The organism is Roseibium sp. (assembly GCF_048260565.1).
In the GTDB taxonomy this organism is placed as follows: Bacteria; Pseudomonadota; Alphaproteobacteria; order Rhizobiales; family Stappiaceae; genus Roseibium.
Window position 1 is genome coordinate 109,094 of sequence record NZ_JBLXGP010000004.1, and the last position, 26,960, is coordinate 136,053.

The 26,960-nt window shown below is 60.5% G+C and carries 30 protein-coding genes; 12 read left to right on the forward strand and 18 right to left on the reverse strand.

The window, feature by feature from the left end:
• Nucleotides 1–153 precede the first annotated feature (153 nt).
• Nucleotides 154–1,596 carry a TrkH family potassium uptake protein gene (locus ACN0SO_RS11395; RefSeq protein WP_417677681.1) on the reverse strand — a complete coding sequence of 481 codons (1,443 nt, stop codon included), beginning with the start codon at nt 1,594–1,596 and terminating at the stop codon, nt 154–156.
• A gap of 361 nt (nt 1,597–1,957) precedes the next feature.
• On the opposite strand from ACN0SO_RS11395, the gene ffh reads away from it, so the two are divergent.
• The 4 genes from ffh to rimM are packed head-to-tail and all read left to right on the forward strand — an operon-like array spanning nt 1,958 to nt 4,864.
• Nucleotides 1,958–3,505 (forward strand): signal recognition particle protein, encoded by a 1,548-nt coding sequence (gene ffh, locus ACN0SO_RS11400; protein WP_417677683.1) that lies wholly within the window; start codon nt 1,958–1,960, stop codon nt 3,503–3,505.
• Between the two features lie 2 nt (nt 3,506–3,507).
• Nucleotides 3,508–3,831, forward strand: coding sequence for a chorismate mutase (locus ACN0SO_RS11405; RefSeq protein WP_417677685.1), 324 nt, complete (start codon nt 3,508–3,510; stop codon nt 3,829–3,831).
• Nucleotides 3,832–3,852: 21 nt separating this feature from the next.
• Nucleotides 3,853–4,269 (forward strand): 30S ribosomal protein S16, encoded by a 417-nt coding sequence (rpsP, locus tag ACN0SO_RS11410; RefSeq protein WP_417677687.1) that lies wholly within the window; start codon nt 3,853–3,855, stop codon nt 4,267–4,269.
• Nucleotides 4,270–4,318: 49 nt separating this feature from the next.
• A complete protein-coding gene (gene rimM / locus ACN0SO_RS11415) occupies nt 4,319–4,864 on the forward strand; it encodes a ribosome maturation factor RimM (protein ID WP_417677689.1) in 546 nt (181 codons plus the stop codon).
• Here the strand turns inward: rimM and ACN0SO_RS11420 are convergent.
• Nucleotides 4,822–5,316: an antibiotic resistance protein VanZ gene (locus tag ACN0SO_RS11420; RefSeq protein ID WP_417677691.1), complete on the reverse strand. Its 495-nt coding sequence runs from the start codon at nt 5,314–5,316 to the stop codon at nt 4,822–4,824. The two genes, rimM and ACN0SO_RS11420, sit on opposite strands and share 43 nt — an antisense overlap.
• A 163-nt stretch (nt 5,317–5,479) precedes the next feature.
• Between ACN0SO_RS11420 and trmD the strand changes: the two genes are divergently transcribed.
• Nucleotides 5,480–6,184, forward strand: coding sequence for a tRNA (guanosine(37)-N1)-methyltransferase TrmD (gene trmD, locus ACN0SO_RS11425; RefSeq protein WP_417677693.1), 705 nt, complete (start codon nt 5,480–5,482; stop codon nt 6,182–6,184).
• 6 nt (nt 6,185–6,190) lie between these two features.
• Here trmD and ACN0SO_RS11430 read toward each other — a convergent pair whose 3' ends face one another.
• The gene (locus ACN0SO_RS11430) at nt 6,191–7,348 is read right to left on the reverse strand and encodes a helix-turn-helix transcriptional regulator (protein ID WP_417677695.1); all 1,158 of its coding nucleotides are present in this window, start codon (nt 7,346–7,348) and stop codon (nt 6,191–6,193) included.
• 506 nt (nt 7,349–7,854) lie between these two features.
• On the opposite strand from ACN0SO_RS11430, the gene rplS reads away from it, so the two are divergent.
• From rplS to ACN0SO_RS11455, 5 genes are all read left to right on the forward strand, one after another.
• The gene (gene rplS / locus ACN0SO_RS11435; RefSeq protein WP_417677697.1) at nt 7,855–8,358 is read left to right on the forward strand and encodes a 50S ribosomal protein L19; all 504 of its coding nucleotides are present in this window, start codon (nt 7,855–7,857) and stop codon (nt 8,356–8,358) included.
• 285 nt (nt 8,359–8,643) lie between these two features.
• Nucleotides 8,644–10,056 (forward strand): 3-isopropylmalate dehydratase large subunit, encoded by a 1,413-nt coding sequence (gene leuC, locus ACN0SO_RS11440; protein ID WP_417677699.1) that lies wholly within the window; start codon nt 8,644–8,646, stop codon nt 10,054–10,056.
• A gap of 288 nt (nt 10,057–10,344) precedes the next feature.
• On the forward strand, nt 10,345–10,902 hold the full coding sequence (locus ACN0SO_RS11445) for an HNH endonuclease (protein ID WP_417677701.1): 558 nt from the start codon (nt 10,345–10,347) through the stop codon (nt 10,900–10,902).
• A gap of 153 nt (nt 10,903–11,055) precedes the next feature.
• Nucleotides 11,056–12,399, forward strand: coding sequence for a pilus assembly protein TadG-related protein (locus ACN0SO_RS11450; RefSeq protein ID WP_417677703.1), 1,344 nt, complete (start codon nt 11,056–11,058; stop codon nt 12,397–12,399).
• Between the two features lie 302 nt (nt 12,400–12,701).
• Nucleotides 12,702–14,000 (forward strand): pilus assembly protein TadG-related protein, encoded by a 1,299-nt coding sequence (locus tag ACN0SO_RS11455; RefSeq protein WP_417677705.1) that lies wholly within the window; start codon nt 12,702–12,704, stop codon nt 13,998–14,000.
• Between the two features lie 72 nt (nt 14,001–14,072).
• On the opposite strand, the gene acs is transcribed toward ACN0SO_RS11455, so the two are convergent.
• From acs to ACN0SO_RS11530, 15 genes are all read right to left on the reverse strand, one after another.
• On the reverse strand, nt 14,073–16,010 hold the full coding sequence (gene acs / locus ACN0SO_RS11460) for an acetate--CoA ligase (protein ID WP_417677707.1): 1,938 nt from the start codon (nt 16,008–16,010) through the stop codon (nt 14,073–14,075).
• 155 nt (nt 16,011–16,165) lie between these two features.
• Nucleotides 16,166–16,561 carry a DUF1761 domain-containing protein gene (locus ACN0SO_RS11465; RefSeq protein WP_417677709.1) on the reverse strand — a complete coding sequence of 132 codons (396 nt, stop codon included), beginning with the start codon at nt 16,559–16,561 and terminating at the stop codon, nt 16,166–16,168.
• A 20-nt stretch (nt 16,562–16,581) separates the two neighbouring features.
• On the reverse strand, nt 16,582–17,106 hold the full coding sequence (locus tag ACN0SO_RS11470; RefSeq protein ID WP_417677711.1) for a hypothetical protein: 525 nt from the start codon (nt 17,104–17,106) through the stop codon (nt 16,582–16,584).
• A 107-nt stretch (nt 17,107–17,213) separates the two neighbouring features.
• A complete protein-coding gene (gene ureG / locus ACN0SO_RS11475) occupies nt 17,214–17,825 on the reverse strand; it encodes an urease accessory protein UreG (protein ID WP_417677713.1) in 612 nt (203 codons plus the stop codon).
• The gene (locus ACN0SO_RS11480; RefSeq protein ID WP_417677715.1) at nt 17,822–18,262 is read right to left on the reverse strand and encodes a DUF3995 domain-containing protein; all 441 of its coding nucleotides are present in this window, start codon (nt 18,260–18,262) and stop codon (nt 17,822–17,824) included. Before ACN0SO_RS11480 ends, ureG begins: the two co-directional genes overlap by 4 nt.
• Nucleotides 18,259–19,089, reverse strand: coding sequence for an urease accessory protein UreF (locus ACN0SO_RS11485; protein WP_417677717.1), 831 nt, complete (start codon nt 19,087–19,089; stop codon nt 18,259–18,261). Before ACN0SO_RS11485 ends, ACN0SO_RS11480 begins: the two co-directional genes overlap by 4 nt.
• Nucleotides 18,977–19,510, reverse strand: coding sequence for an urease accessory protein UreE (locus tag ACN0SO_RS11490; protein WP_417677719.1), 534 nt, complete (start codon nt 19,508–19,510; stop codon nt 18,977–18,979). Before ACN0SO_RS11490 ends, ACN0SO_RS11485 begins: the two co-directional genes overlap by 113 nt.
• Nucleotides 19,507–20,112 (reverse strand): glutathione S-transferase family protein, encoded by a 606-nt coding sequence (locus ACN0SO_RS11495; RefSeq protein ID WP_417677721.1) that lies wholly within the window; start codon nt 20,110–20,112, stop codon nt 19,507–19,509. The genes ACN0SO_RS11490 and ACN0SO_RS11495 overlap by 4 nt, the downstream gene beginning before the upstream one ends.
• Before the next feature lie 20 nt (nt 20,113–20,132).
• Entirely contained in the window at nt 20,133–20,645 is a 513-nt protein-coding gene (locus ACN0SO_RS11500) for a hypothetical protein (RefSeq protein WP_417677723.1), read from the reverse strand.
• Between the two features lie 35 nt (nt 20,646–20,680).
• Nucleotides 20,681–22,393 carry an urease subunit alpha gene (gene ureC / locus ACN0SO_RS11505; protein ID WP_417677725.1) on the reverse strand — a complete coding sequence of 571 codons (1,713 nt, stop codon included), beginning with the start codon at nt 22,391–22,393 and terminating at the stop codon, nt 20,681–20,683.
• Between the two features lie 51 nt (nt 22,394–22,444).
• Nucleotides 22,445–22,837, reverse strand: coding sequence for a lysozyme inhibitor LprI family protein (locus tag ACN0SO_RS11510; protein WP_417677727.1), 393 nt, complete (start codon nt 22,835–22,837; stop codon nt 22,445–22,447).
• Between the two features lie 14 nt (nt 22,838–22,851).
• Nucleotides 22,852–23,157 (reverse strand): urease subunit beta, encoded by a 306-nt coding sequence (locus tag ACN0SO_RS11515; RefSeq protein ID WP_190291120.1) that lies wholly within the window; start codon nt 23,155–23,157, stop codon nt 22,852–22,854.
• Nucleotides 23,154–23,357, reverse strand: coding sequence for a hypothetical protein (locus ACN0SO_RS11520; protein WP_417677730.1), 204 nt, complete (start codon nt 23,355–23,357; stop codon nt 23,154–23,156). The genes ACN0SO_RS11515 and ACN0SO_RS11520 overlap by 4 nt, the downstream gene beginning before the upstream one ends.
• A 20-nt stretch (nt 23,358–23,377) precedes the next feature.
• The gene (locus ACN0SO_RS11525) at nt 23,378–23,680 is read right to left on the reverse strand and encodes an urease subunit gamma (protein WP_190291122.1); all 303 of its coding nucleotides are present in this window, start codon (nt 23,678–23,680) and stop codon (nt 23,378–23,380) included.
• A gap of 30 nt (nt 23,681–23,710) precedes the next feature.
• Nucleotides 23,711–24,556 carry an urease accessory protein UreD gene (locus tag ACN0SO_RS11530; protein ID WP_417677732.1) on the reverse strand — a complete coding sequence of 282 codons (846 nt, stop codon included), beginning with the start codon at nt 24,554–24,556 and terminating at the stop codon, nt 23,711–23,713.
• Between the two features lie 427 nt (nt 24,557–24,983).
• Between ACN0SO_RS11530 and ACN0SO_RS11535 the strand changes: the two genes are divergently transcribed.
• Together ACN0SO_RS11535 and ACN0SO_RS11540 are read left to right on the forward strand one after the other, a co-directional pair.
• Nucleotides 24,984–26,441 carry a D-alanyl-D-alanine carboxypeptidase family protein gene (locus ACN0SO_RS11535; RefSeq protein ID WP_417677734.1) on the forward strand — a complete coding sequence of 486 codons (1,458 nt, stop codon included), beginning with the start codon at nt 24,984–24,986 and terminating at the stop codon, nt 26,439–26,441.
• A 172-nt stretch (nt 26,442–26,613) separates the two neighbouring features.
• A complete protein-coding gene (locus ACN0SO_RS11540) occupies nt 26,614–26,874 on the forward strand; it encodes a hypothetical protein (protein ID WP_417677736.1) in 261 nt (86 codons plus the stop codon).
• The last annotated feature ends 86 nt before the right edge of the window (nt 26,875–26,960 follow it).

The window sequence follows — 26,960 nt, forward strand, 5'->3', positions numbered from 1 at the left end:
TCCATCGTCATCCCGGAAAAGCCGTCAGGCTTTTTCCGGGACCGGAGAGCCCCATATACTTCCGATTTCGACCTGAGCATCTAGTTGGGTCTGGGCTCTCCGGTTCCGGGGCTCACTAACGTTCGCCCAGGATGACCAAGTTAGAGTTTTTCCTTACCGTTCGAGCCAGAAATCAGGGGTCAGGATAACGATACCCGCGATGATCTCCAGCCGGCCGAGGATCATCTGGATGGCCAGCAGCCATTTCGCCGTGTCGGACAGGCTCTGGAAGTTGCCGGCCGGTCCGATGATCTCGCCGACCCCCGGGCCGACATTGGCAAGGGCGGTGATCGACGCGCTGAGCGCTGTTTCCAGATCCATGCCCAGAAGGCTGTAGATGGCGGCAAAGACGGCAAAGGTGCCCGCATAGAGGATGCTGAACACCAGCACGCCCTCGATTACCGAACTGCCGACCGGTTTGCCGGAATACCGGGTGTTGACCACCCTGTGCGGATGGATCATCCGCCTCAGCAGCGTGTGGATGAAGCCCAGAAGCACGGCGATACGGAACATCTTGAAGCCGCCGGCCGTGGACCCGCTGCATCCGCCGAGGAATGTCAGCAGGAAAAACACGGCAATGAAGAAAGGCCCCCATTGGAGATAGTCGTCCGTGGCATAGCCCGTCGTCGTCACCACCGAAACAACGTGAAATACGGAATCGGTAAACAGGCCCAGCGGCGCACTGTCGTTCTGCACGCGAAGGGACAGGAAAACGGCGAAGCTTGCGATCGTGACGATGGCCAGAAAATAAACGATCTGCGAGGTGTCCTCGAGCGGCTTGCGCTCGAAAAACCGGATCAGAACCAGGAACGGCACACTGGAGGCGCACATGAAGATGATCGCCACCCAATAGACCGCGATATTGTCGAACTGGCCGAAGGACATGTCGGAGGTCGAGAAACCACCGGTCGAAACGGTGGTCATCGCGTGATTGATCGCCTGGAAGGCGGTCATGCCGCACAGGAAATAAAGCAGGGTGCAGCTCAGCGTCAGACCCCCATAGAGGATCAGCAGGCGCGCAAGGAACGGCTCGATCCGGCCATAGGGCTTGGAGGCATTCTCCGACGACTCGATGGCAAACAGCTGGCTGCCGCCAACCCGAAGGCCGGGCAGAAGCCAGATGCCGATGACTACGATGCCGATGCCCCCGATCCACTGCAGCAGCGACCGCCACAAGAGAATGCCCGGCGGCATGGTGTCCAGGCCGGTCAGGACCGTGGACCCGGTCGTCGTCAACCCGGAAGCCGCCTCGAAAAAGGCATCGGCGAAGGAAATGTTCAGACCGCTGCCGTAGAGCGGTATGGCACCGGCAAGGGAGAAGGCCAGCCAGGCCGCATTCACGAACAGCAGGGTTTCCCGCGACCGGTAGGTGAACTTCCGCCCCGCCAGGGCCGCCACCATCAGGGCGCCGACGCAGGCGATCATGAGCGCTGAAGCCAGAAACACCACCCAGTCCGGATGGCCCGCGACGAGATCCGCGGCAGCCGGAATGAGCATGAAGCCCGCAATCAGGATCAGAAGCCGGCCAATGGGAAGCGCAATCGCGCGATAGTCCATATCAAGTACCCTGCGGAACCTCGTGATTGACCGGAACAGCGGAACCAACGACACCGGATTAGCGAGATCATTTCCCTATAGCCGAAGATTCCGGTTAGACATACCCGCAAAGCGGAGCACCGGGCAATCCGGCCCTTTTCCTTGACTCCGGCACCCGATTGCTTCATAGAGCGCGCACTCCATATGAGTGACTGACATTTAGATCCGCCGACCGGGACCCGCAAAGGTGTAAAGAGATCCCGGAGGTTCACATCCGACAGCGCGATGCGCCCTCGGATGTCAAACTGCTTTGCGCGGGTCCTTGTTCGTTCCCATATGGTCGGGAGATCCTCCCGAAACCTGAAATGCCAAGGACCAGTTAATGTTCGAAAGCCTGTCCGATCGACTAAGCGGAATTTTCGACAAGCTCACCGGCCGCGGTGCGCTGTCGGAAAACGACGTCAACGAAGCGCTGCGCGAAATCCGCCGCGCGCTGATCGAGGCTGACGTCGCGCTTCCGGTCGTCCGGTCCTTCACCGACAAGGTGCGCAACCGCGCGGTCGGCGCAGAGGTGGTCAAATCGGTCACCCCCGGCCAGATGGTGGTCAAGATTGTCCACGATCAGCTCGTGGAAATGCTCGGCTCCGAAGGCCAGGGCATCGACCTGAATGCGGCGGCCCCGGTGCCCGTGATGATGGTCGGCCTGCAGGGCTCCGGTAAGACGACCACCACCGCCAAGATCGCCCGCCGCCTGACCCAGCGCGACAAGCGCAAGGTTCTGATGGCCTCGCTCGATACGCGTCGTCCCGCCGCCCAGGAACAGCTTAAGATCCTCGGCGAACAGAACGGCGTCGACACCCTGCCGATCATCGAAGGCCAGGGGCCGGTCGAAATCGCAAAACGCGCCATGTCGGCGGCAAAGCTCGGCGGCTACGACGTGGTCATGCTCGACACCGCCGGCCGTATTCACATCGATGAGCCGCTCATGGTGGAAATGGCCGAGGTCAAGGCCGCGGCCAACCCTCATGAAATCCTGCTCGTCGCCGATGCGCTGACCGGTCAGGACGCGGTCAACCTCGCCAAGAGCTTCGACGAGCGCGTCGGCATTACCGGCATCGCGCTCACCCGTATGGACGGCGACGGCCGCGGCGGGGCGGCCCTTTCCATGCAGGCGGTCACCGGCAAGCCGGTGAAACTGATCGGGACCGGCGAAAAGTCCGACGCCCTTGAGGATTTCTATCCCAAGCGGATCGCCGACCGGATCCTGGGCATGGGCGACATCGTTTCGCTCGTTGAAAAAGCGGCAGAAGCCATCGACGCGGAAAAGGCCGCGCAGATGGCGAAGAAGATGCAGAAGGGTCACTTCGACCTGAACGACCTCGCCGAACAGCTCAAGCAGATGGAAAAGCTCGGCGGCATGTCGGGCATGATGAGCATGCTGCCCGGCATCGGCAAGATGAAGAAACAGATCGAGGCCTCCAATCTCGACGACAAGATGTTCAAGCGCCAGGTCGCCATCATCCAGTCGATGACCGCGAAAGAGCGCGAAAAGCCCGAACTCCTGAAGGCCAGCCGCAAGAAGCGGGTTGCCGCCGGGTCCGGCGTCGATGTGTCGGACGTCAACAAGCTTCTGAAGATGCACCGCCAGATGGCGGACATGATGAAGATGATGGGCAAGAAAAAGGGCATGCTCGGCAAGATGATGGGCGGCCTGACCGGAATGGGCGGCATGCCCGATGTTGACCCCAAGCAGCTTGAGGAAATGGCCAAATCCGGACAATTGCCCGGCGGTATGGATCTGCCCAAGGGCCTTCCCGGCGGGCTTGGCGGCCAAGGGGGCGGCATGCCCGGCCTTCCCGGTCTGGGCGGCCCGAAAATGCCGGGCGGCCTCGGCGGCCTTCCGGGCTTCGGCAAGGGCAAGAAAAAATGAGCATGAGCGACGCCGAAAACCGGCTGGGCGAAAGCCAGGCCATGGCCGAACTTCTGGCGCTGCGTGCCTCCATCGACAACATCGATGCCGCTCTGGTCCACATGCTCGCCGAACGGTTCAAATGCACCCAGAAGGTGGGTGTGCTGAAAGCAACAAACGACCTGCCGCCGGCGGACCCGGCGCGGGAGAAAATTCAGATCGAACGCCTGCGCCAGCTGGCTGTGCAGGCCAATCTCGATCCTGATTTTGCCGAAAAGTTCCTGAACTTCATCGTGAAGGAAGTCATCCGGCATCACGAAGCCATTGCCGCTGAAACCGGCAAATGAACAAACTGGAGAACTGAAAAAATGGCTACCAAAATTCGTCTGGCACGTGGCGGTTCCAAAAAGCGCCCGTATTACCGCATCGTCATTGCCGACATCCGCTCCCCGCGCGATGGCCGCTTCATCGAAAAGGTCGGTTCCTACAACCCGATGCTTCCGAAGGAGTCCGAAGAACGCGTCCAGCTGAATGTCGAGCGCATCCAGTACTGGCTCGGCACAGGCGCAAAGCCGACCGACCGTGTGGCCCGTTTCCTGGATGCCGCCGGCCTCATGAAGCGCGAGCCGCGCAACAACCCGAAGAAGGCCCAGCTCGGCCAGAAGGCCCAGGAACGCGTGGACGCCAAGAAGCAGGCTGAAGAAGAAGCAGCCGCTGCCGCCGCAGAAGCCGCTGCCGCTCCGGCAGCCGAAGAAGCTCCGGCCGAAGAAGCAGCCGCTCAATAAGATGCGAAACCCAGGTTGCGCCGGACGGCTTTGAGGATGACACCGAACAATGGGTGATGTCGGCAAAGACATGGTCCTCATGGCCGTTATCGGCGCGGCCCACGGCATTCGCGGCGAGGTGCGGGTCAAGCCCTATGGCGACGACCCGCTCTCCTTTACCGACTACGGTCCCCTGGTGACCGAGGATGGCAGCCGCACGTTCGAGGTCCTCAACGCGCGGGTCCAGAAAACCGTCGTTATCACCAGGTTCAAGGGCATCGACGACCGCAACCAGGCCGAAGCCCTGAACGGCATCAACCTGTACATCCCCCGCGACCGGTTTCCCGAGCCGGAAGAGGACGAATTCTATTATTCGGATCTCGAGGGGCTCGCCGTGATCTCGACGACGGGCGAGGAGCTGGGCAGGATCGTTGCCGTGCAGGATTTTGGCGCCGGCGACCTGTTGGAAGTCCGCCCGAAGCGGGGCCGGACCTTCTACATCCCGTTCACGAAAGCGTTTGTTCCGGAAATCGATCTGGCTGCAGGCCTCGTCAAGGCCGATCTGCCGGACGATTACTTGTCCGACGACCGATCGGAATCGGCAGACAAATCGTAATAGATGGGCTGCAGGCCCATCTGCTCCAGATCGAGCGGTACCGGCTTTTCTTCCATGACCTGCCGCGTTTCGGACCGGATCAGGGCGATGGCGGTCACGACCATGGCAATCCCCACCCCGTTGGCGAAGGCATCGGCAAGGGAGGATTCATGATTGGGAAGAAAGCCCTGAACGATCTCTCCGACCAGTCCCATGGAAAAGGCAGCCGCCGCCGAAATCCGCAGGCGGCAACAAAACAGGGCATGGATCGACAGGGTCAGAAGGGCGTAGAAACCCACATGGATGATCTTGTCATAGGGATGCCCGACGCCCGTATTGAAGACCAGTCCGGCCAGGACACCGAATGTCAGAAGGGCAAGAAGCGGCAGAACGCGGCTCAGCGAAAGATCCAGATAATGCTGGTCGACACGCTGTTGAATGAATTTCGGCAGCTTCAAGCGGAACACGGGCATTGGAAAACCTGACGCGAATACCTTCCCTGGGACTTGCCACACTATCCTGGGAGGTTTAATGCGCCCCTTAAAAAGCGCTGCTAAGGTGTTCAAAAGAATGGTAAACTTGTATTAACCCTAAGCATTCTTTACGAATGGCAGAACGATCCGCCGGTGACAGGACATGGCCTTCAAGGCAACCGTATTGACGCTCTATCCGGAAATGTTTCCCGGTCCCCTTGGCCAGAGCCTGGCCGGCCGCGGACTGGAACGCGGGCTGTGGGCGCTGGAGACAAGCCAGATCCGGGATTTCGCCACCGACAAACACAGATCCGTGGACGATACGCCGGCCGGCGGCGGCGCCGGCATGGTGCTACGCGCCGATATCCTGGCGAAGGCGATCGACGGGTCCGTCCCGGCGGATGATCCGCGGCCGAAACTGCTGATGAGCCCGCGCGGCAAGCCCTTTACCCAGGCCATGGCCCATGACCTGGCAGAGGGACCGGGCGCCGTCATCGTCTGCGGCCGGTTCGAAGGCGTCGACCAACGCGTGATCGACGCCAGAAACCTGACGGAAGTCTCGATCGGCGACTACATTCTGTCCGGCGGCGAAATCGCGGCGATCACTATGCTGGATGCTGTGGTCCGCCTGATCCCCGGCGTCATGGGTAACATGGAAAGCGCGGAAACCGAAAGCTTCGAAACCGGCCTGCTGGAGCATCCGCATTACACCCGGCCCGCCGAGTTCGAGGGCCGGACCATTCCCGACGTGCTCACCTCCGGCAATCACCGGAAGATCGCCGAATGGCGCCAGGAGCAGGCGGAACAGCTCACCCGGGAACGACGCCCGGATCTGTGGGAACGGTATCTGCTGCCGGAAAAGGACTGATCCCGCCTATTTTTTTCTCTCATGCTCCGGCGCGCCGGGCAGCCTTGCCAGGATCTGCGCGCCCATGCGCACCACCTCTGACTGGGACCGGGTGCCGGTCTTTGTGTGGACGCTGGCAAGCTGGTTGCGCGCGGTGTTGTAGGCAATTCCGAGCCGATCGGCGGCTTCGCGCAAGGTTGAGCCGTAGATCAGTTCCTGGATCAGCGCGCTCTCGCGCTCGCTGACGCCCAGCGCGCCGGCAAGGACGCCCCGAGCGGTTTTCGGCCGGTCTTCCGGATTGAAATAGGTGACGAGAAAGGGCGTTTTCAGCCCGAGGAGAGGTTCCAGCGGCAAATGCGTCTGGTCGGCATTCGAGATCGGAAGAACAAAGAAAAATCCGCGGCTCTTACCCGCTCGGCAAAGGAAAACCGGGCCGACCGGTGCAGATGTCGATCGGGCACAATCGACCGCGTCCTCAAGCCGTTTCCGAACAGCTGAATCGCACGATGTCAACGCAGCCGCGGGAGACGTCGTAAACACATCATTTTGCTCGAGCGTCCGTTCCGCAAAGGCGTTCATATGGACGATATGACGAGACCCATCGACAACGAAGGCGGGTGCAGGAATTTGATCCAGCCAGAATCCGTACCGGGTCGCGCTGACCTCCCGTTTGCGGACTTCAAGGAGAAGGTTGAAGGCGCCCTGGAAATGAGGCCTCAGAAACCGGAGCGCCTCATTGGCGCGATCCTCGTCGTCTTGGCTGTATTCCTTTGGGAAATTGGCTGCGACGAAGGCCGAATCCGCGCCCTGGCGATGCAGAATGATCCCCGTTGCCCGGTTGATATTGCAGTTTTCTCGAAAAAACTCGTCGTAAAAATCGGTCTTCTCGACCTCTTCGGGAGATATCACCGGCGCGGTTCGAACGATATCAGAGACATCGCACTTCAGGGCGATCGGCGGAAACGGATTGGCCGCTTCGACGCGGCTCAGTTTTTCCGCTATGCCGGATCCGAAATTGTATAAGGCGCAGTCGTAGAAGTCGTTCTGGTAGACGCACTGCGCCTGATAGGAGATCGGCAGATCCGGAAACGCCATCGCCAGATCGGCCAGCACACAGGACAGACCGCCGTCCAGAAGAGCAGCGGAATAGAGCTTTCGAAGTAGAACTTCCCGATCGAGCTGCATATGACCCCCGCCAGACCCAGCCCCTCCTGGCCGTCATCATATCGCAACGCGCCTAAACTTATAGTGCATTTGGATCATTCGGGACTATTCCCAATGCGATAATGTGAAAGTGCCGTTGGGAAGCAGGATGATTGGGGGGCTACGATTTTGGTCGCTCCGAATTTTCCTCCTCTGCAAGCCGCGATTGCCGAACTTGTTCGAGGAGATGTTTGCCTTCGGTTGTTTTTAAGGCAATTTCACAAGCATCAGCGGCGACCGGCATCCCCGGTCGCCGTATTTTTCATGGAAAGCCCGACCGTCAGGCCTCTGGATCTTGCGATTTTTCCAAAAACCGCATGACAAACGCCCTGTCTTCCTGTATCACGCGGCGCGAATGGATCGGATGGGAGAATTCCGCCCACCGGCCGGCAAATGTCACCATGGCCCAGAGACGGTGAACCCGTCCCCGCTCAGTTTGATGCGGAGGACGCTCTGACCGCTTTGTAAATTGAAAAGGGAAATATGCCATGAACATTATCGAACAGCTCAACGCCGAGGAAATGGCGAAAATCGAGGAAAGCCGCAAGCTTCCGGAATTTTCCCCCGGCGACACGGTCAAGGTCAACGTCCGCGTGACGGAAGGCAGCCGGACCCGTACCCAGGCTTACGAAGGCGTCTGCATCGCCCGTTCCGGCGGCGGCATCAACGAAAGCTTCACCGTCCGCAAGATTTCCTATGGCGAAGGCGTGGAACGTGTATTCCCGGTCTACTCTCCGATGCTGGAAGGCGTCGAAGTGGTCCGCCGCGGTAAGGTCCGTCGCGCCAAGCTCTACTACCTGCGCGATCGCCGCGGCAAGTCGGCCCGTATCGTGGAAGCCACCAACGCCCGCGCCAAGCGTCTCAACGAAGAAGTTCGTGCTGACGTAGCAGCCGTCAAGGCGGCCGCAGCCGCCGAGAAAGAAGCCGCCAAGGCTGCTGAAGCAGCGGCAGCGGCCGAAGCCGCAGCTTCCGCCGAGGGCGCCGCTGAATAAGCCGGGCAACGCTTCTTCAAAGCCGGAATTCGAAAGGGCAGCCCCACGGGTTGCCCTTTTTGCTTCCAGGTACGCTCCCGCGCCGCGTTTCAATCGCAGTTGAAGAATACTCAACTCAAACGTCTTGACCGCGCGGGCCCCTTTGGTTCATTGAAATGCGCAACGGCAGGGAGGACGGAAACGCGCGTCGTCCCGACAACAAAGACCGGTCCAAAACAGTCTGCGGCGGACGCAATGCCGGCGGACTGACAAGAAGACGGCCGGGTCCGGTTTCAGGAGAGAACCATGACGCAAGCCAGGACGCTTTACGACAAGATCTGGGACGACCATGTGGTCGATATGCAGGAAGACGGAACGGGCCTGCTCTACATCGACCGTCACCTGGTTCATGAAGTGACCAGCCCCCAGGCCTTCGAAGGCCTGCGCATGACCGGCCGCAAGGTCCGCCAGCCTCAGAAGACCCTGGCAGTCGTCGACCACAACGTGCCGACCACCGACCGCAGCCATGGCATCGACGATCCTGAATCCGCCCTGCAGGTCGAAACGCTGGCAAAGAACGCCGCCGACTTCGACGTCGAGTACTTCAACGAACTCGACCACCGTCAGGGCATCGTTCATATCGTCGGTCCGGAACAGGGCTTTACCCTGCCGGGCATGACCATCGTCTGCGGCGACAGCCACACCTCGACCCACGGCGCGTTCGGCGCGCTGGCTCACGGCATCGGCACCTCGGAAGTAGAACACGTTCTGGCCACCCAGACGCTGATCCAGAAAAAAGCCAAAAACATGCTGATCCAGGTGGACGGCAAGCTGCCGGAAGGCGTGACCGCCAAGGACATCATCCTGGCGATCATCGGCGAGATCGGCACCGCCGGCGGCACCGGCTACGTCATGGAATATGCGGGCGAAGCGATCCGCGAGCTCTCCATGGAAGGCCGCATGACCGTCTGCAACATGTCGATCGAAGGCGGTGCCCGCGCCGGCCTGATCGCACCGGACGAAAAGACCTTCGACTACATCAAGGGCCGTCCGAAGGCCCCGACCGGCGAAGCCTGGGACCAGGCAGTGGCGTACTGGAAGTCGCTCCACACGGACGAAGGCGCGCATTTCGACAAGATCGTCGAGCTTGACGCGGCCAATCTGCCGCCGACGGTCACCTGGGGTTCGTCTCCCGAAGACGTGGTTTCAATCACCGGCGTCGTCCCGAACCCGGACGACATCAAGGATGAAAACCGCCGGACCTCCAAGTGGCGCGCCCTGGAATACATGGGCCTGAAGCCCGGCACGAAGATCACCGACATCGAGCCCAACGTCGTGTTCATCGGGTCCTGCACCAACGGCCGTATCGAGGATCTGCGTGCCGCCGCCGCCGTCATCGGCAAGGGTAAGGTCAAGGACGGCATCCGCGCCATGGTCGTCCCGGGCTCAGGGCTTGTAAAGGAACAGGCGGAAGCCGAAGGCCTCGACAAGATCTTCCTGTCAGCCGGTTTCGAATGGCGCGAGCCGGGATGTTCCATGTGCCTGGCCATGAACGCCGACAAGCTGGCACCCGGCGAGCGCTGCGCGTCCACCTCGAACCGCAATTTCGAAGGCCGCCAGGGCTTCAAGGGCCGCACCCATCTGGTGTCGCCGGCCATGGCCGCGGCGGCTGCCATTGCCGGTCATTTCGTCGACATTCGCGAATGGAAAGCACCCTGATTCGACGCAAATTGACCTGAAACACGCGGGCGCCCGATGGGCGCCCGTTTGCATTTTGTCGCGGTCTCTTCCCATCGATTGGGAGCGGACAGCGTTTCATTTCGAAGATTCAATTGGTTAACAGGCATTAACCCGGCTTTGGGCCGGGCACCCCGGAAATGGAGCTTGTGTATTTATCAGGCTTCACAAGAGTGTCACAGCCGCTCTACAATACTCCCGTCTCATGAGGTCAGGCCCGCGTCCGGACAGCCGGATGGCAGCCGTCCAAGCAGGCATGAGGAGCGGAAGGTGACGATAGCGGTTTCGTCTGGAGCACACCCGGCTTTGGTGCTCAATGCGGATTACCGGCCATTGAGCTACTACCCCCTGTCTCTCTGGTCGTGGCAGGATACGATCAAGGCTGTGTTTCTGGACAGGGTGAACATCGTTTCCGAATACGACACCTGTGTCCGAAGTCCGAGCTTCGAATTCCGATTACCCAGCGTCGTTTCCCTAAAGAGTTACGTCAAGCCCAGCCGCTTTCCCGCCTTTACCCGTTTCAACGTCTTCCTCCGCGATAAATTCCAGTGTCAGTATTGCGGCTCCCGGGAGGAACTGACCTTCGACCACCTCGTTCCCCGGTCGAAAGGCGGACAAACGACTTGGGACAACGTCATCACCGCCTGCTCCCCCTGCAATCTCAAGAAGGCCAACAAGTCCTGCAAGCAGCTGAACATGTGGCCGATGCACATGCCGTTCCAGCCGACCATTCAGGACCTGCACAATAACGGCCGCGGCTTCCCGCCGAATTATCTCCACGAAAGCTGGCTCGACTTCCTCTATTGGGATACCGAACTCGAACCGTGATTTTCTCAGACGCGCGGTTTTCCGGGTTTCGCCCATCGAAGTAAGCATCACTTAACCGAGACTGCAGCTTCCTCGGCATTTCTTACAGATTTTAATAAATAAGAATTTGTTTTGGCGGACGCTCCGCGCAGGTCACATCCTGGAGAGTTCATCATGTTTTCAGCTGCCCGCCGACAGCTAAGGTTTTCTGCGGTCCGGTTCGTGGAGAATACAAACGGTTCCATGCTGCCCATGGTCGCGATCATGGCGGTCATCCTCCTCGTCATCGGCGGCGCTGCCGTGGATTACAGCCGGGCAATCGGCCAGCGAACCACCATGGCAAACGCGCTGGATGCGGCGGCCCTGACCATTGCCAGCCAGCTGTCGTCTTCCATCATGACCAATAAGGAAATCGACAAGAGCCTTGAGGACGCGTTCGCGGCCAACCTGAACAATATGGGCTATTCGGACGTCGCCATTAAAAACCTGAAGCATAAGGTCGACAGCGATGCCGGCACGATCTCCGTATCCTCCACGATCGCGATCCCGACCAAGTTCATCCACGTCGGCGGGATCGGGCCCAAGACGATTACGATCGGCGTGAATACCGAGGTGAACTACTCCAAATTCGATGTCGAACTCGCGCTTGTTCTGGATGTGACCGGCTCCATGGGCGGCGATATGGAAACGCTGAAGGACGCGGCGGGCTCGCTCGTCGACACGCTGATCCCGGACGGCACATCGGAATCCGACAGCAAGATCCGGATCTCGGTCGTCCCCTACAGCCAGGGCGTCAATCTCGGTGAATATGCGCAGGCCGTAACCGACGGCAACAAGGGAACCCGGAACTGCGTGACCGAGAGAGCCGGAGACGCCCAGTATACGGACGATCCGTACGACTATGACGAAGACAACGAAGAATCCTATTTCGGGGGCGGATCCAACAATTGCGCCGCAACACCGCAGATGGAGCCTCTGACCGCCAAGCGCAACAAGCTCACCTCGGCAATCAACAAATTGACCGCCAACGGCGCCACCGCCGGCCAGACGGGTATTGCCTGGGGGTGGTACTCCCTGTCGCCGAACTGGGCGAACCTTTGGCCCACGAAGAGTGCACCGGGCGACTACGATGACGATGAAATCCTGAAATTCGCCGTCATCATGACCGACGGCGATTTCAACACCTATTACAATTATGAAAATCAAACGAAATGCACAGGCTGGGGCTGGGGCCGGAAATGCTCGACGGTCAAGGAATGGACCGAGAACAGGGAATCGGAATACGCCTCCAATGTCTCCTCGACCCGTGCCAAGGCCCTGTGTGAAGCCATGAAAGACGAAGGCGTGGACGTCTATACGATCTATTTCGGATCGAACAGCAACTCGGCCGGCGCCAAGGTCATGAAATCCTGCGCCACCAGCGGATCGACCTTCTATATGGCTTCCTCCGATGATGAGCTTATCTCCGCCTTCGGCAACATCGCCAAAAAGGTGCAGGCGATCTACCTCGCAAAATAGGTCATTCCAGGTGCCGGGTCCTGCGCAAGCATCCCCTGGCGCCTGAATTGAAATCTATATCCGGAATTGTTCCAGTCCGATTTTCTACTTATAAGTGCGAGCTGATTATAAATAATACTCGGGTAATTATTCAGGCCCACCAAAAAAAGGGATTAATGTATATAACTTTATACATTTGATTTAAGAATCTGCCAATTTTTGTAACGTATGCATTGCTGGTTGACCTTGGAGTCGCCACGTTGAAACATGCATTCAGTTTAATACAACTACAAAAACTAAAAACAGATCAGCGCGGCTCGATCATGCCAATGTTCGCCATTATGGGCGTCATGCTGATGGTCATTGCCGGCGCGGCCGTGGACTATAGCCGGGCGGTGAACAACCGCGAAAAAATGGCCCATGCCCTGGATGCCGCCGCATTGACGCTGGCGACCCAGTTGTCGACATCGGTCATGACCGACAGCCAGATCGACGCCGAGCTTTCCGAAGCGTTTGCAGCCAATATCCAGACACTCGGCCTGAATGACGTCGCGATTTCCAACCTGAGCCACACGGTGGACCCCGACAACGGCATCATCGATATCGCGACGACCGTGTCGGTCCCGACCCAGTTCCTGAGCATGGGCGGAATCGGCCCGGAAAATCTGACGGTCCATGTCAAAACCGAAGTGAACTATTCCCGGTTCAACGTGGAGCTGGCGCTTGTCCTCGACGTCACCGGCTCGATGCGTTACGACATCGGCACGCTGCAGGACGCCTCGAACGACCTTCTGGACACGCTTATTCCCGAGGGCACAGACACGTCAGACAGCAAGGTGCGGATCTCGATCATCCCCTATAGCCAGGGCGTCAACCTCGGCAGCGATGCGTCCACCGTCACCAATGGTGACGCCTCCGGCAGCTGTGTGACCGAACGCATCGGCGAAGCCCAATACACGGATGATCCGTACAATTACACGCCTGAGGACACCAGCCTGGTCTCCTCCAGTTATTTCGGCGGCGGATCGGGCAATTGTCCCGGAAGCTCTATGAGCCTGCTTCCGCTCACAAACGACCGTACCAAGCTTCAAAACAAGATTACGGCACTGGACGACGGCGGCGGCACCGCGGGTCAGACCGGCGTCGCCTGGGGCTGGTACACGTTGTCGCCGAACTGGACCAACCTGTGGCCGTCGGACAGCGCGCCCGGCGCCTATGATGACGACGAACTGCTGAAATTCGCGATCATCATGACCGATGGCGACAACAACCGTTATTACGACCAGGACGTCGAAAAGTGCGGTTGGAAGTACAACTACTCCAAATATCAATACGAATATACGTGTTACACCGTCTCCGGCTGGTCGGAAGTCTCCGAGGGCGAAAGCTACACCAACGAATCCTCGAAGCGGCAGCGGGCCCTGTGTCAGGCCATGAAGGACGAAGGGATCACGGTCTACGGAATTTATTTCGGAACCAACACCTCGTCCGCAGGCGCGAAAAACATGTCGGCATGCGCGACGGACGAATCGACTTTCTATCAGGCAAATTCCAGCAGCGAGCTGGTCAGCGCCTTCGGCAACATCGCCAAGAAAATCCAGGCGATCTATCTCGCGAAATAGAGCGAACAAGCCACCCCGCACAAAAAAGCCCGCCATTTCGGCGGGCTTTCTTGTTCAGATGGGACGGACCGATCAGCCCCGGTTTTGCCGGTTCTCGATCAGGTCGTCGACCACGGCCGGTTCGGCCAGCGTCGAGGTATCGCCCAGATTGTCGAAGCTGTCTTCGGCGATCTTGCGCAGAATACGGCGCATGATCTTGCCCGAGCGGGTCTTCGGCAGGCCCGGCGCGAACTGGATCAGATCCGGCGAAGCGATCGGCCCGATTTCGGACCGTACATGAGCGACAAGCTCCTTCTTGAGCGCGTCGGTCGGCTCCTCGCCTTCCATCAGGGTGACATAGGCGTAGATGCCCTGGCCCTTGATATCATGCGGATACCCGACCACGGCGGCTTCCGAAACCTTCGGATGGGCCACCAGCGCGCTTTCCACTTCCGCCGTTCCCATGCGGTGGCCGGAGACGTTGATCACGTCATCGACACGGCCGGTGATCCAGTAGTAGCCGTCGTCATCGCGGCGACAGCCGTCACCGGTGAAATAGAGCCCCTTGTAGGTCGCGAAATAAGTCTGCACGAAACGTTCGTGATCGCCGTAGACCGTGCGCATCTGGCCGGGCCAGCTGTCCTTGATGACGAGATTGCCTTCGGTCGCCCCTTCCAGGAACTTGCCGTCCGCGTCGACCACGCCGGGCTGAACGCCGAAGAACGGCCGCGTCGCCGAACCGGGCTTCAGGTCGGTGGCTCCGGGCAGCGGCGTGATCAGGATGCCGCCGGTTTCCGTCTGCCACCAGGTATCGACGATCGGGCAGCGCTTTTCGCCAACCACGTTGTAATACCAGGTCCAGGCCTCCGGGTTGATCGGCTCGCCCACCGACCCGAGCAGGCGCAACGACTTGCGCGATGTCTTGGTGACATGCTCGTCGCCGGCGCCCATCAGGGCGCGGATCGCCGTCGGAGCCGTATAGAAGATGTTAACGTTGTGCTTGTCGCAGACTTCCCAGAACCGGCCCGGTCCCGGATAGGTCGGCACGCCTTCGAACATCAGCGTGGTCGCCCCGTTGGCGAGCGGCCCGTAGACGATGTAGCTGTGTCCGGTGACCCAGCCCACGTCCGCAGTACACCAGTAGACGTCGCCCTCATGATAGTCGAAGACATACTCATGGGTCATGGAGGCGTAGACGAGATAGCCGCCCGACGTGTGCATCACACCCTTCGGCTTGCCCGTCGACCCGGAGGTATAGAGGATGAACAGCGGGTCTTCCGCGTTCATTTCCACCGGGGCGCAATGATCGGACACGCGATCGGCTTCCTCGTGGTACCAGACGTCCCGGCCGTCCTTCATCGAGATATCGCCGCCGGTGCGCTTGACCACGATGACACTGTCGACCGGCGCCTTGTCGGCCGCCCGGTCCACATTGGCCTTGAGCGGCACCTTGCGTCCACCGCGCAGGCCCTCGTCGGCGGTAATCACGCACTTGCTTTCGCAGTCCTCGATGCGCTGCGCCAGCGAATCCGGCGAAAAGCCGCCGAAGACGATGGAGTGCACGGCACCGATGCGCGCGCAGGCGAGCATGGCGTAGGCCGCTTCCGGGATCATCGGCAGGTAGATGGTCACCCGGTCGCCCTTCTTCACGCCCTGGGCATGAAGCACATTGGCGAAGACATTCACTTCGTGATGAAGCTGCTTGTAGGTGATGACCTTGTGCTCGGAGGGGTCGTCGCCTTCCCAGATGATCGCCGGCTGGTCGCCGCGGGTCGCCACATGGCGGTCGACGCAGTTGGCGGAGACGTTGAGCGTCCCGTCCTCGAACCACTTGATGGAAACGTTGTGGTAGTCGTAGGAGGTGTTCTTCACCTTGGTATAGGGCTTGATCCAGTCGATCCGCTTGCCGTGTTCGCCCCAGAACCCGTTCGGGTCGTCCACGGAGCGCTTGTACATCTCCTGGTACTTGGCATTGTCCACGTGCGCGCGCGCTGCAACGTCCGCGGGCACGGGGAAAACATTATCCGACATGTAATTACCTCCCAAACACCACTTATGGGCATCGCCCTCGTCCGGGCACCCAACTTAGTCGGCGCCATTATGCTTACCGGCCTGCCAAGCGTCCATACGCAAGGGCTGGTACTTTCGTAGGCGTCAACTTTTGTCCAGATGACCGGTCGGAAAATCTAGCCGATGAGACCGATCACGGCACCCTGAATAAGGAGCACACCAAGCCAGTGGCCTCCATCGATCAGGGTCAAGGCCCAAGGAGCGCCCTGAAACCGGTGATTGACGATCTGAGTCGTCACCACGAAGCCTAACCATATCAGCACCGCCGAGATCAATCCCGCTTTCAGGGTGGTCTCGCCGGTATGATAGATCACGCCCGCCAGCACGAAGGCCATCAAGAGCTGGCAGAAGAATGTGAGAAGGAAGGTTTTCGGGTTCGGCCTTGTCTCTTCCTTCGTCAGACCGGCCGCCTTCATCCAGACCTTCCCCAGAACACCGTACCAGAGCGCGCCAAAGACAAAGGCAACGACGGCGGCAAGGGCGACCGAGACAAGGTTGATACCATCGAACATCGAAATTTCCTCCCGTGACTTCAGGGCTTTCTGATCATCCATCGGCGATAGGCAAACATCGCGATCAGCACGGCGATCGCAATGAACTCCAGGGCGAGAAAAGCGAATTTTGTCCGGGTGGCACTGCTGGCGAAGCGGACAAGGTCCGGAGACAGGTCTGCGGGAGTGCTGGTCAGAATACCGGCAACGGCCAGATTCTCCACATAATCGGTAACCAAAGCCGGGATAACGACAAGTGGCAGGAGATAGCGCCCCCGGCCCCATTCTCTCGGCACGAAACGCCGAATCGACCAGCCGATGGAAACCGCCAGAAGCAGCGGGAAAGCGAGGTCCAGCTTCTGCAGAACGTCCAGATATATCCGCTTTTCGTCGTCGGAGATCGCCGTCAGATACGTCCTTGCCGCGTCAAGGTCATAGCCGCCGGGCCGCGCATCGAAGATCGGCAACACCGCGCCTTGATAGCGGACCTCAGGTCTCGCCCAGATCCGCATTGCAACAAGGACAAGAACAGTCGCAATCAGGACGACCCAGAACAGGCCGGTCATCCAACGTGCTTGCCGTTTGCCCCGCATCACCGTCAACCCCCGGCATTTTTACCGGGCATCATAGAACGTCCGGTTGAATTCGCCGACCGTTTTCTGAATACGGCCGCTCAAAGGCCGCCCTTCTCCCTGATGAAATCGACCACCTGCTGAATGCCGTCCCCCGCCCGCATGTTGGCGAAGACGAAGGGACGCTCTTTCCGCATCCGAAGGGAATCCCGCTCCATGACGGAAAGATCGGCACCGACATAGGGCGCCAGGTCGGTCTTGTTGATCACCAGAAGATCGGATCGGGTAATGCCCGGCCCGCCCTTTCGCGGGATTTCCTCGCCGGCGGCGACGTCGATCACATAGATCGTCAGATCGGCGAGTTCGGGCGAGAAAGTCGCCGCAAGATTGTCGCCGCCGGATTCGATCAGGATCAGATCCAGATCCGGAAACGCCTGATTGAGATCGTGAACGGCCGCGAGGTTGATCGAGGCGTCCTCGCGGATCGCCGTATGCGGACAGCCGCCTGTCTCCACGCCGCGGATGCGGGCGCTCGGCAGGGCCTGGGAGCGCATCAGCGCTTCCGCATCCTCGCTGGTGTAGATGTCGTTGGTGATAACAGCCAGCGAATAGTCGTCGCGCATGGCCTTGCAGAGCCGGTCCGTCAGGGTGGTCTTGCCCGAACCGACCGGACCGCCGATGCCGACACGCAACGGGCCGTTGGGTGAGGTCATGAGGATACTCCAAGAAAGACAGCTGTGAACCCTGCGCCGAAAGCCAGGCACAGGGGAGAATAGAACCGGCGATCGAGCGAACGGAACGGCTCTTCGGAAAAATGCCGGGAAAAGGGTCCCAAATAACCTGCCAGTCCGCGCAGCAGAAACACCGCCGCAAAAGCGGCCGTCAGACACCGGCCGAAAACGACGTCCGGACCCGGCAAAGGGAAAAAATCCAGGGCTGCCCATGGGGCGAGCGCTCCGACACCGAGGGCGCCGGCGACGAAAAAACACGAAAGACCGGGCGGCATTTTCTCGATCCCGGTCTGGCCGACCACGGTCCGGGCAAGCGCGGTTTCGTCCGCAATCGGCCACCAAACCTTTGCACCCCACAGCGCATGAACCGCCGCGATAACCAGAAGCCCGAAAGAAAGAACCACGGCGAGAACGATCATGACCGGAACAGCCGCGAATATTTCGTTTCATGCGCCATGGAGGCGATGTCACCGAGAAAGGTGCTGCTGCCGAGATCGTCGAGACCGGAGCGAAGCGCGCCCTCGGTCACCCCGGCAACCGCCGGTTCCAGCCATGCAAGAACCCGCTGGCCGTCGCTCTGGCCGAGCGGCACCGCCCTGACCGCCGCCGAAATGACATTGGCCATGAAGGCGTGCAGAAAACCGGTCACGGTCGCCTCGACCGGAATCTCCCAGGCCGCGGCGACCAGACCGACGGCGACGGGATAGGGCCAAAGCTTCGGTCTGTCCACGGAAGAGGGATCGGTCAGCCGCGTAAACAGGACCGCCGCCGCCCCTTCTGCCTCCGGTACCCACGCCTTCAGGACCGCCTCGATGAAGGCCGAGCCTTGCGCGCTTGTTTCCAAGTGCCGCTCCCTTGACGGCTGCAGCGCGAGCCCGAGATCGATCAGCTCCCGCACGGCCGCCTCGTCACCCTGCTTCGCGGCACCCATTGTCTCCTTCAGGAGAATGGCATCGCTCCGCCCGGAGCCGTATTTCAGAATATCCAGAAGCCAGGCTTCAAGGCTTGCCGCGTCGGAGACATCGCCCTCCTCGATCACCTGTTCCAGCCCGTGGCTGTAGGTAAAGGCGCCGACCGGAAAGGCAGGGGACAGGAAGGCCAGCAGCCGATAGAGCGAGGCGAGCGAAACCGGTTCAGTGGTCATGGGAATGCCCATGACGATGGCCGTGCCCGTGCGAATGCCCATGGTCGTGATCGTGCCCCTGACCGTGGTCATGATCATGACCGTGGGTCTGGCCGTGTCCATAGGCACCGCCTTCCGGATCGAACCCGGCCTGCACGGGCGTCAGCCGGCCGCCGAGACGCACCACCATATCCTCGATCACATGGTCGCGGCGGATGCGCAGCGTCGTTCCCATGAGCTGGGTCGGCAGATGCCGGTTGCCGAGATGCCAGGCGATCTTCACAAGATGCCCCATGTCGTCGGCTTCGATTTCGACCAGATCTTCCGGTGCCGCCAGCACTTCCACGATCCGGCCGTCTTCCAGCTTCAAGCCGTCGCCGTGATGCAGGGTGACCGCACTCGGCTGGTCGAGCAGGAAGGAAAGTCCGCCCGCGCCGGTCATGACCGCCCGCCGCCGATGCCGGTCTTCTCGTTCCAGGGTGATCATATCGGCGGGCGCACCGTCCCAGGTTCCGGCGGTGAGAATCTCGGCAACGCGGATCATGACGCAGCCTTGACCTTGACCATCAGCCGCTGGAAGGCAGGGCGGGCGCGCAGTCGCATGAAGTAGTCGTAGAGCCGGCCTTCCTTCGGGAGATCGAACTTGGCGGCCAGTGCCCAACCGGAACAATGGCCGGTGATGATATCGGCGATGGTGAAGGTCTCGCCCATAAGGTAGGGGCCGTCGCCCAGGCGCTGCTCCAGGGTTTCCAGCGCCCTGCTGAATTCAAGCCTGCAGACCGCCTTGATCTCCGGAACCCGCACCTCCTCCGGATGAATGAAGGAATTCTTGGCCGCCGTCCAAAGCGCCCCGTCCAGTTCGTCGACACCGAACTGGGTAAAACTGTCCTGCCGGGCCCGCTCGACGGTGCCCGCCGGAAAGGTCAGCTTGCCGTGCTTGTCGGCCAGATAGGTGCAGATCGCGACGGAATCGGTCAGCACCGCGTCGCCGTCGATCAGGATCGGGATTTTTCCGGCGGGATTGAGGGCCAGAACGGTTTCCGAACGCGGCGCGGCCGGATCGTGTTCGTAAGCCTCGCCGAGTTCTTCAAGGGTCCACAAAACGCGCATGACGCGCGACTGAAACGCCCCGATGACCTTGTACATTCCGTTTCTCCCCTCGGACCTCAGTCCGGAGCTGGTTCTTTTGGCGCGGCCTGCGCGACGAAGGATCCGCCGCCCCGGTGCACCGGTCTCAGCATTGTTTTCGATGTCCCCGCGGTTTCCGCAAGCGCTTTTTGGACGCGGTGATCCCCGGCCGCAATGGCCTCCGCCAGTTGGCGGAAATCCGGCTCGCGGGCAGCGTCCTCACCCGTCAGCAATCGGCCGACCATGCCTACATCCCGCCACAGGCTCTGGTCCGCGTCGAAACCGATCCAGCGGGTGACGCCGTCAGCCGATCTTCCTCTGAAGGCCGCCGCGCGCCGATCCGCGGGCGTGCTGTCCTTTTCCCAGTTTCCGACGGAAATCAGCAGTTCGACGTACCCGCTCGCGCCAAAGTCCCAATCCACAAAGTAGATCGCATGCGGCCGACCGGCCTTGCTGACATAGCCTTGCGGAAAACACGCCTCCGGATCGCAGCAGGGGCAGCCTCCGGACGGAGCGCTGCCCAGCTCGATGGTGATGTCTGCCGCTGTCATTCCGAACACGCCGTTCCAGTGAATTTCCTGCCAGATTAGAACAGGAAGTATCGCTGTGCCATGGGAAGCACTTCCGCCGGCTCGCAGGTCAGCAATTCGCCGTCCGCGCGGACTTCATAGGTTTCCGGATGGACTTCGATATGCGGCATCGCGTCGTTGAGCACCATGGATTTCTTGGAAATCCCTCCCCGGGTGTTCTTCACCGGCAACACGAGACTGTCGAGGCCCGCCTTGTCCTTGACGCCGTTGTCATAGGCCGCCTGGGAAACGAAGGTGATCCGGCTCCGGGTCAGCGACTTGCCGAAGGCGCCGAACATCGGCCGGTAATGGACCGGCTGCGGCGTCGGGATCGAAGCGTTCGGATCGCCCATGGGCGCCGCCGCAATCGTGCCGAGCTTCAGCACCATATCCGGTTTGACGCCGAAGAAGGCCGGATTCCACAGCACCAGATCGGCAAGCTTGCCCACTTCCACGGAGCCGATGTGCTCATCCAGACCGTGGGCGATCGCCGGGTTGATGGTGACCTTGGAGATGTAGCGCTTGACCCGGTAGTTGTCGTTCTCGCCCGCTTCCTCGGAAAGCCGGCCGCGCTGAACCTTCATCTTGTGCGCCGTCTGCATGGTGCGGATGATCACCTCGCCGACGCGGCCCATGGCCTGGCTGTCCGAGGCGATGATCGAAAAGGCGCCCATATCGTGGAGGATATCTTCCGCCGCGATGGTTTCCTTGCGGATCCGGCTTTCGGCGAAGGCCACGTCTTCCGGGATCGAGGCATCCAGGTGATGGCAAACCATGAGCATGTCGAGATGCTCGTCGATGGTGTTCTTGGTGTAGGGCCGGGTCGGGTTGGTCGAGGACGGCAGCACGTTCAACTCACCGCAGACCTTGATGATGTCCGGAGCGTGGCCGCCACCCGCGCCTTCCGTATGGAACGCGTGGATCGTGCGGTTCTTGAACGCCGCCGTGGTGTTTTCCACGAAGCCGCTCTCGTTCAGCGTATCGGTGTGGATCATCACCTGGACGTCGTATTCGTCGGCAACCGCGAGACAGTTGTCGATCGCCGCCGGCGTCGTGCCCCAGTCCTCGTGCAGTTTCAGCGCACAGGCACCGGCCAGGATCTGTTCTTCCAGGGCCGCCGGCAGCGAGGCGTTGCCCTTGCCGGCAAAGGCCAGGTTCATCGGAAACGCATCGGCCGCCTGCATCATGCGGGTGATGTGCCAGGAGCCGGGCGTACAGGTGGTGGCATTGGTACCGGTCGCCGGACCCGTGCCGCCGCCGAGCATGGTGGTCACACCCGACATCAGCGCGTCATCGATCTGCTGCGGGCAGATGAAGTGGATATGAACGTCGAGCGCGCCCGCGGTGAGGATCTTGCCTTCACCGGCAATTGCTTCCGTGCCCGGACCGACAACAATATCGACATCCGGCTGGACATCCGGGTTGCCCGCCTTGCCGATGCCGACGATCCGGCCGTCCTTCAGGCCCACATCCGCCTTGACGATGCCCCAGTGGTCGACGATCAGCGCGTTGGTGATCACCGTGTCGACCGCACCTGCGGAACGCGGCTGCTGCGACTGGCCCATCCCGTCGCGGATCACCTTGCCACCGCCGAATTTCACTTCTTCACCGTAGGTGGTGAAATCCTTTTCCACCTCGATGATCAGGTCCGTATCGGCAAGACGGATCCGGTCTCCGGTCGTCGGACCGAACATGTCCGCATAAGCGGCGCGGGGCATCTTGTAAGGCATAGGTTTCTCCTGAAAGGTCGACCCTCTGGAAGTGTCTGGGTTCGGCTTGCTCTAGTTTCCAAGCCCGCCGATAAGGTCTTTGAGTTCTTCTATTCGTGCCCGGGTCATCGTCGCCATGCAGCCGTAGATCAGCATGGGTTCCATGGAGCCACCGCGGGCCTGAAAGCCATAGGATTTGCAGGCCTTGTCCCGGTAAGGGATCCACGCACGCTGCGCCTCCTTCAGCGCATCGGCGGCCCCCTTCAGCGAGGCGTCCAGATAACTGTCCATTTCCCGCATCTTGGCCATGGCGTCCTTGTAGACCGTATTCAGGTCCGCATCCGCCTCGTGCCAGCCCTGTTCGGCGCAATAGGTCATCTCACTCTGGGTAAGCGGATAGCCGCAGTCGATTTTTTGCTGGGCAGCGGCACCGCCCACGGACATCAATACAACTGCGATCGCCATGATCGTTCCGGTTTTCACAGTGCACCCATCACTTTCTGATTGAAGCCGTAGACCGTGCGGTCGCCGCGGAACGCCACCAGCGTCACCGACCGGCTCTGGCCGGGCTCGAAACGCACGGCGGTACCTGCCGGGATGTCGAGCCGCATGCCGCGCGCCTTTTCCCGGTCGAATGACAGGCCTTCATTGGTTTCATAGAAATGATAGTGGCTGCCCACCTGGATCGGCCGGTCGCCCGTGTTCGAGACGTCCAGCGTGACCGTTTCCAGGCCCGCATTCAGTTCGATCTCGCCTTCGGCGGGAAAGAGTTCTCCAGGAATCATTTGCTCGTCTCCTTGCGGCGGCGGTACCAGGCAACGGTGCCGCCGATGCTGAGACCGACGGCGAAGATCACCAGGGTCTCGATGGTGAAATAACTGGCGGCATCCCCATGAGGATGCGCGTGCTCCTGCAGGCCCGAATGAGCCAGAGCGGCTGTCGTTGAAAATCCGAGGGCGAAGAGGCCCGGGACGATCCGTTTCATCTCATGCTCCTTCGGGAAACTCAGCGAATCGGATCATGCACGGTGACGAGCTTGGTCCCGTCGGGAAAAGTCGCTTCGACCTGGACGTCATGGATCATCTCCGCAATCCCTTCCATCACCTGATCGCGGGTCAGCACCTTGGCGCCGGCTTCCATCAGGTCTGCAACCGTGCGTCCGTCCCGCGCGCCCTCGACCACGAAATCGGTGATCAGGGCAATGGCTTCCGGATGGTTCAGCTTGACGCCGCGTTCCAGGCGGCGTCGGGCAACCATGGCCGCGGTCGCGATCAGCAGTTTGTCTTTTTCACGTGGCGTGAGATTCAAAACGACCTCCCCTTCGGTGGTAGTCCAGTGTCAGCAATGCCAAACCCTCGGCAGGCCCGCTGAACGGTAGGTTTCAAGAAATGTCATCAGGCCGTCGCGCAGCGACCGGCCGTCGGCGCCGACGAATCGCACGACCAGAACGCCATTCCAGGCGCTCGCCGCGGCCCGTATCTTCAGTTGGCCAAGCGCATCGCGCGCAAGACCGAGGCGCGTATCGGCATCGACCGCGCAATCGACCAGCGTGGCGAAAGCCAGTCCGCCGCCGGCCGTCGCCGGACCTTTGAGAATATCGCTTGCGTCGCCTTCAAGCCGGACATCATCGGCAAAGACAAGACGGCCTTCCCGTTGGATGCGCCAGCGATCGCGAAAGCTGATCCGATCAACCGTTTCACCCATCGCCGTGCGTCCAAGAACGACCGATTCGATCGCAAGCAGCCGGGCATCACCGGAAAGATTCACGGTCATGGTCCGGTGCAGGCCGGATGCGTTGAACAAGATGGTTTCCTGCGGCAGCCATTCCAGGGTGGCGCCGTTTCCGGCGGTGAGACGGTTTTCAATTTCTGCCACGCCGCCGGAACTGCGATAGGCCCGTTCGGCCGCCTGGCTGGTCACGATCGCGTGCCCGCCGGCATCGACGCCTGCCTCGTAGGTCAGCCGATCGCCCCCGGTCAGACCGCCTGAAGTGTTGATCAATACGGCCACGGGAACACCGTCATAGACCTTGGGCAACCGGATTTTCGCCGAACCGCTCTGGTGAAGATCGCTGAGGCGCGTCCTACCCGACGCATGCTTAAAAGCCACATGTCCCCGTCCGCTCACCCGCTGCATGCGGGGCGCGTTGTCATTGATCGGATTCACGATTGCAGCGTCATACATAAATGAACTGGCCTTGCCGCAGACGAACCCCGACAGCGCGGGGAAGACGGTCTCCACTTGAAACAGGTTGCCCGGCGAATGCAAGCCGTCCGGCCGGCATCCGCGTTTTCACGCGTTTGATGCAAACAGGAGGCCATGTCCGCTTCTTGCGCACAATATGACGGCAACGATCGAAACCGATCCGGGAAAAGGGATGAATTTCTGGGCGAATGCCTAAAATCTCGCCAATTCCGCAAATTTCTTTAGGTTAGTTTTTGCATTCGGCCAACCGGATCGTTTATGAATGGGACTGGCCGGGAGCCAACCGACAATCAGGATCTTAAGCATAGCTTTAAAGCTGGGGCGTAAAACAGTCTCCGCCCGATACCTGAAATTCGGCCGGCAGGCGACCGAAGCCTGAGACCGTGAATCGATCAGCGAGGATATGGTGTTCGAAAGATTGCTGCACTCCCGGTTACACGTGTTCGGATTGGCTTTCGCCCTCTCGCTACTGGCGTTTTCCGCCGCACCGCTTCGCGCGGAAATCGGTACCTATATCCTTGTCGATGCCAGGACCGGAGCTGTCCTGGACGAACAGGACGCCACCCGCAAATGGTATCCGGCGTCGCTGACGAAGATGATGACCGCCTATGTCACCTTCAAGGCCATCCGCGACGGCAAGGCTTCGCTGAACTCGATCGTCGTGCAGTCGGCCAACTCGATCAAGGAACCGCCCAGCAAGATGGGGTTCAAGGTCGGTACGCAATTCACCGTCGAGACCGCGCTCAAGATCATCCTGATCAAGTCGGCGAATGACATCGCGGTTGCCCTGGGCGAAGCAATCGGCGGGTCCGAACCCGCCTTCATCGACATGATGAATGCCGAAGCCCGCCGCTTGGGGATGAACGACACGGTCTTCGTCAATCCGAACGGTCTGCCCGACAACCGCCAGATCACCACTGCGCGCGACATGGCGATCCTGGCCCAGGCCCTCCAGCGTGATTTTCCGCAGGCGCAGAATTATTACAACCACCCCGGCATCAAGTTCGGCAAGAAGACGCTGCGCTCCGCCAATCGGGAGTTTCTGATGCGGGTCCGCGGCGCAAACGGCATGAAGACCGGCTACATCTGCAACTCCGGTTACAATGTCGCGGCTTCCGTCACCCGCAATGGCCGCACGCTGATTGCCGTTGTCCTCGGCGCGGCTTCCGGACTGGAACGGATCGCCTTCACCCGCGACCTGATGGACAAGGGTTTCAGGAAACGGTCCGGTCGGTACACGCTCAAGACACTGCCCCGCCAGGGCGGCAATCCCCCGGCGGACCACTATTGCAAACGCAACGAAAAACCCGGTGCCGAAGGCATCATGGCGCAGTTCGACATGCAGAGCGGGAATAGCGGCGGTCCGGTCCTGTCCTACGCCTCCTCCGCCCGCAGCAACGACAGGGGACCGGCGATCCCCGGCCTCCGGCTCGGCAAGAGAAGCAAGTCCGCCGACACCGGCGGAAAGGTGGACGCGTCCGTCAAGCTCGCGAACGGCAAAATCGACTGGGGCAAGGTGATGGACCGCACGATCGGACCGCGCCGGATCGCCTATGCGCCTATACCGATCGATCTCAGCGTTCCGAAAGGCGCGGCGCCACCCGCCGCTGCGATTTCGGCCGACACGGACGACGACACCGGGTCCGGTCAACCCGACGGTGGACTGTCCGTCTCGGTGCCGCTTCCGACCCCCAATCCCATCCGGATCCTGGAAATCAAGCTGAAATCCGCGGCGAAGGCAGCAGCGCCCGGCGCAGTCGCCCAAAAGGATTTCGTCAAGGCCGAAACCGATGCCCCTATGGCAGCCCCGGGATCCCTGTTCCAGAAGGGCACCGGAATCGCCGTGCCGGCTCCGAAGCCTTAGGCCTTCGGTCGACGTCCCAAAAAACCCCGCATGTCCCTACGTTAACGCGATATTAACCGTTAAAATTAACAGTATGTTCAGAATAGCATCTGCTGCGGCGCCCTCCCGATCAGCTTCGGGAAAGTCTCAGTGGTCCATTCTGGGCAGAAGCCCTTTTTAATGGAGCATTTCCATGGCTGAACCGAACTCCTCCGCCACGATCCGGGCGCTGGCCGATCTAGCGGAGCTTAGCGCGACCCAGCTGGAGGAAGGCCGCTCCGTCGATGACATCATCGAAATCCTGCGCAAGGCCGCAAAATCCGTCCGTTCGGTTCTGGACCCCGACGCCGCAAAGTCTGAAGCCGCGGAACCGGAAACAGACGGCTCCGAAGAGGGTCTTGTTCCGGTCGATCTGAAGGAAGAGCTGGCGAAGGTCGAAAATCTGTCGGCCTAGTTGGGACTGGATTTTCCACGCCACAGTCCTTAGGTGACTGCCTGAAGGGTCCGGCATTGGCCGGAGCCAGAGGGTTGGAGCCACCT

Bases quoted from the DNA above. Each gene is read 5' to 3' on its own strand.
- ACN0SO_RS11500 (WP_417677723.1), bottom strand. From the start codon at position 20,645: ATGACAGCGGCAGACATCACCATCGAGCTGGGCAGCGCTCCGTCCGGA.
- ACN0SO_RS11395 (WP_417677681.1), bottom strand. From the start codon at position 1,596: ATGGACTATCGCGCGATTGCGCTTCCCATTGGCCGGCTTCTGATCCTG.
- ACN0SO_RS11490 (WP_417677719.1), bottom strand. From the start codon at position 19,510: ATGATCCGCGTTGCCGAGATTCTCACCGCCGGAACCTGGGACGGTGCG.
- ACN0SO_RS11515 (WP_190291120.1), bottom strand. From the start codon at position 23,157: ATGATTCCTGGAGAACTCTTTCCCGCCGAAGGCGAGATCGAACTGAAT.
- rpsP (WP_417677687.1), top strand. From the start codon at position 3,853: ATGGCTACCAAAATTCGTCTGGCACGTGGCGGTTCCAAAAAGCGCCCG.
- ACN0SO_RS11540 (WP_417677736.1), top strand. From the start codon at position 26,614: ATGGCTGAACCGAACTCCTCCGCCACGATCCGGGCGCTGGCCGATCTA.
- ureG (WP_417677713.1), bottom strand. From the start codon at position 17,825: ATGACCTCACCCAACGGCCCGTTGCGTGTCGGCATCGGCGGTCCGGTC.
- ACN0SO_RS11495 (WP_417677721.1), bottom strand. From the start codon at position 20,112: ATGTACAAGGTCATCGGGGCGTTTCAGTCGCGCGTCATGCGCGTTTTG.
- ACN0SO_RS11530 (WP_417677732.1), bottom strand. From the start codon at position 24,556: ATGTATGACGCTGCAATCGTGAATCCGATCAATGACAACGCGCCCCGC.
- ACN0SO_RS11510 (WP_417677727.1), bottom strand. From the start codon at position 22,837: ATGGCGATCGCAGTTGTATTGATGTCCGTGGGCGGTGCCGCTGCCCAG.
- ACN0SO_RS11455 (WP_417677705.1), top strand. From the start codon at position 12,702: ATGCCAATGTTCGCCATTATGGGCGTCATGCTGATGGTCATTGCCGGC.
- ureC (WP_417677725.1), bottom strand. From the start codon at position 22,393: ATGCCTTACAAGATGCCCCGCGCCGCTTATGCGGACATGTTCGGTCCG.
- ACN0SO_RS11470 (WP_417677711.1), bottom strand. From the start codon at position 17,106: ATGACCGGCCTGTTCTGGGTCGTCCTGATTGCGACTGTTCTTGTCCTT.
- ACN0SO_RS11430 (WP_417677695.1), bottom strand. From the start codon at position 7,348: ATGCAGCTCGATCGGGAAGTTCTACTTCGAAAGCTCTATTCCGCTGCT.
- trmD (WP_417677693.1), top strand. From the start codon at position 5,480: ATGGCCTTCAAGGCAACCGTATTGACGCTCTATCCGGAAATGTTTCCC.
- rplS (WP_417677697.1), top strand. From the start codon at position 7,855: ATGAACATTATCGAACAGCTCAACGCCGAGGAAATGGCGAAAATCGAG.
- leuC (WP_417677699.1), top strand. From the start codon at position 8,644: ATGACGCAAGCCAGGACGCTTTACGACAAGATCTGGGACGACCATGTG.
- ACN0SO_RS11465 (WP_417677709.1), bottom strand. From the start codon at position 16,561: ATGTTCGATGGTATCAACCTTGTCTCGGTCGCCCTTGCCGCCGTCGTT.
- rimM (WP_417677689.1), top strand. From the start codon at position 4,319: ATGGGTGATGTCGGCAAAGACATGGTCCTCATGGCCGTTATCGGCGCG.
- ACN0SO_RS11485 (WP_417677717.1), bottom strand. From the start codon at position 19,089: ATGGACACGGCCAGACCCACGGTCATGATCATGACCACGGTCAGGGGC.
- ffh (WP_417677683.1), top strand. From the start codon at position 1,958: ATGTTCGAAAGCCTGTCCGATCGACTAAGCGGAATTTTCGACAAGCTC.
- ACN0SO_RS11420 (WP_417677691.1), bottom strand. From the start codon at position 5,316: ATGCCCGTGTTCCGCTTGAAGCTGCCGAAATTCATTCAACAGCGTGTC.
- acs (WP_417677707.1), bottom strand. From the start codon at position 16,010: ATGTCGGATAATGTTTTCCCCGTGCCCGCGGACGTTGCAGCGCGCGCG.
- ACN0SO_RS11450 (WP_417677703.1), top strand. From the start codon at position 11,056: ATGTTTTCAGCTGCCCGCCGACAGCTAAGGTTTTCTGCGGTCCGGTTC.
- ACN0SO_RS11405 (WP_417677685.1), top strand. From the start codon at position 3,508: ATGAGCGACGCCGAAAACCGGCTGGGCGAAAGCCAGGCCATGGCCGAA.
- ACN0SO_RS11480 (WP_417677715.1), bottom strand. From the start codon at position 18,262: ATGATCGTTCTCGCCGTGGTTCTTTCTTTCGGGCTTCTGGTTATCGCG.
- ACN0SO_RS11520 (WP_417677730.1), bottom strand. From the start codon at position 23,357: ATGAAACGGATCGTCCCGGGCCTCTTCGCCCTCGGATTTTCAACGACA.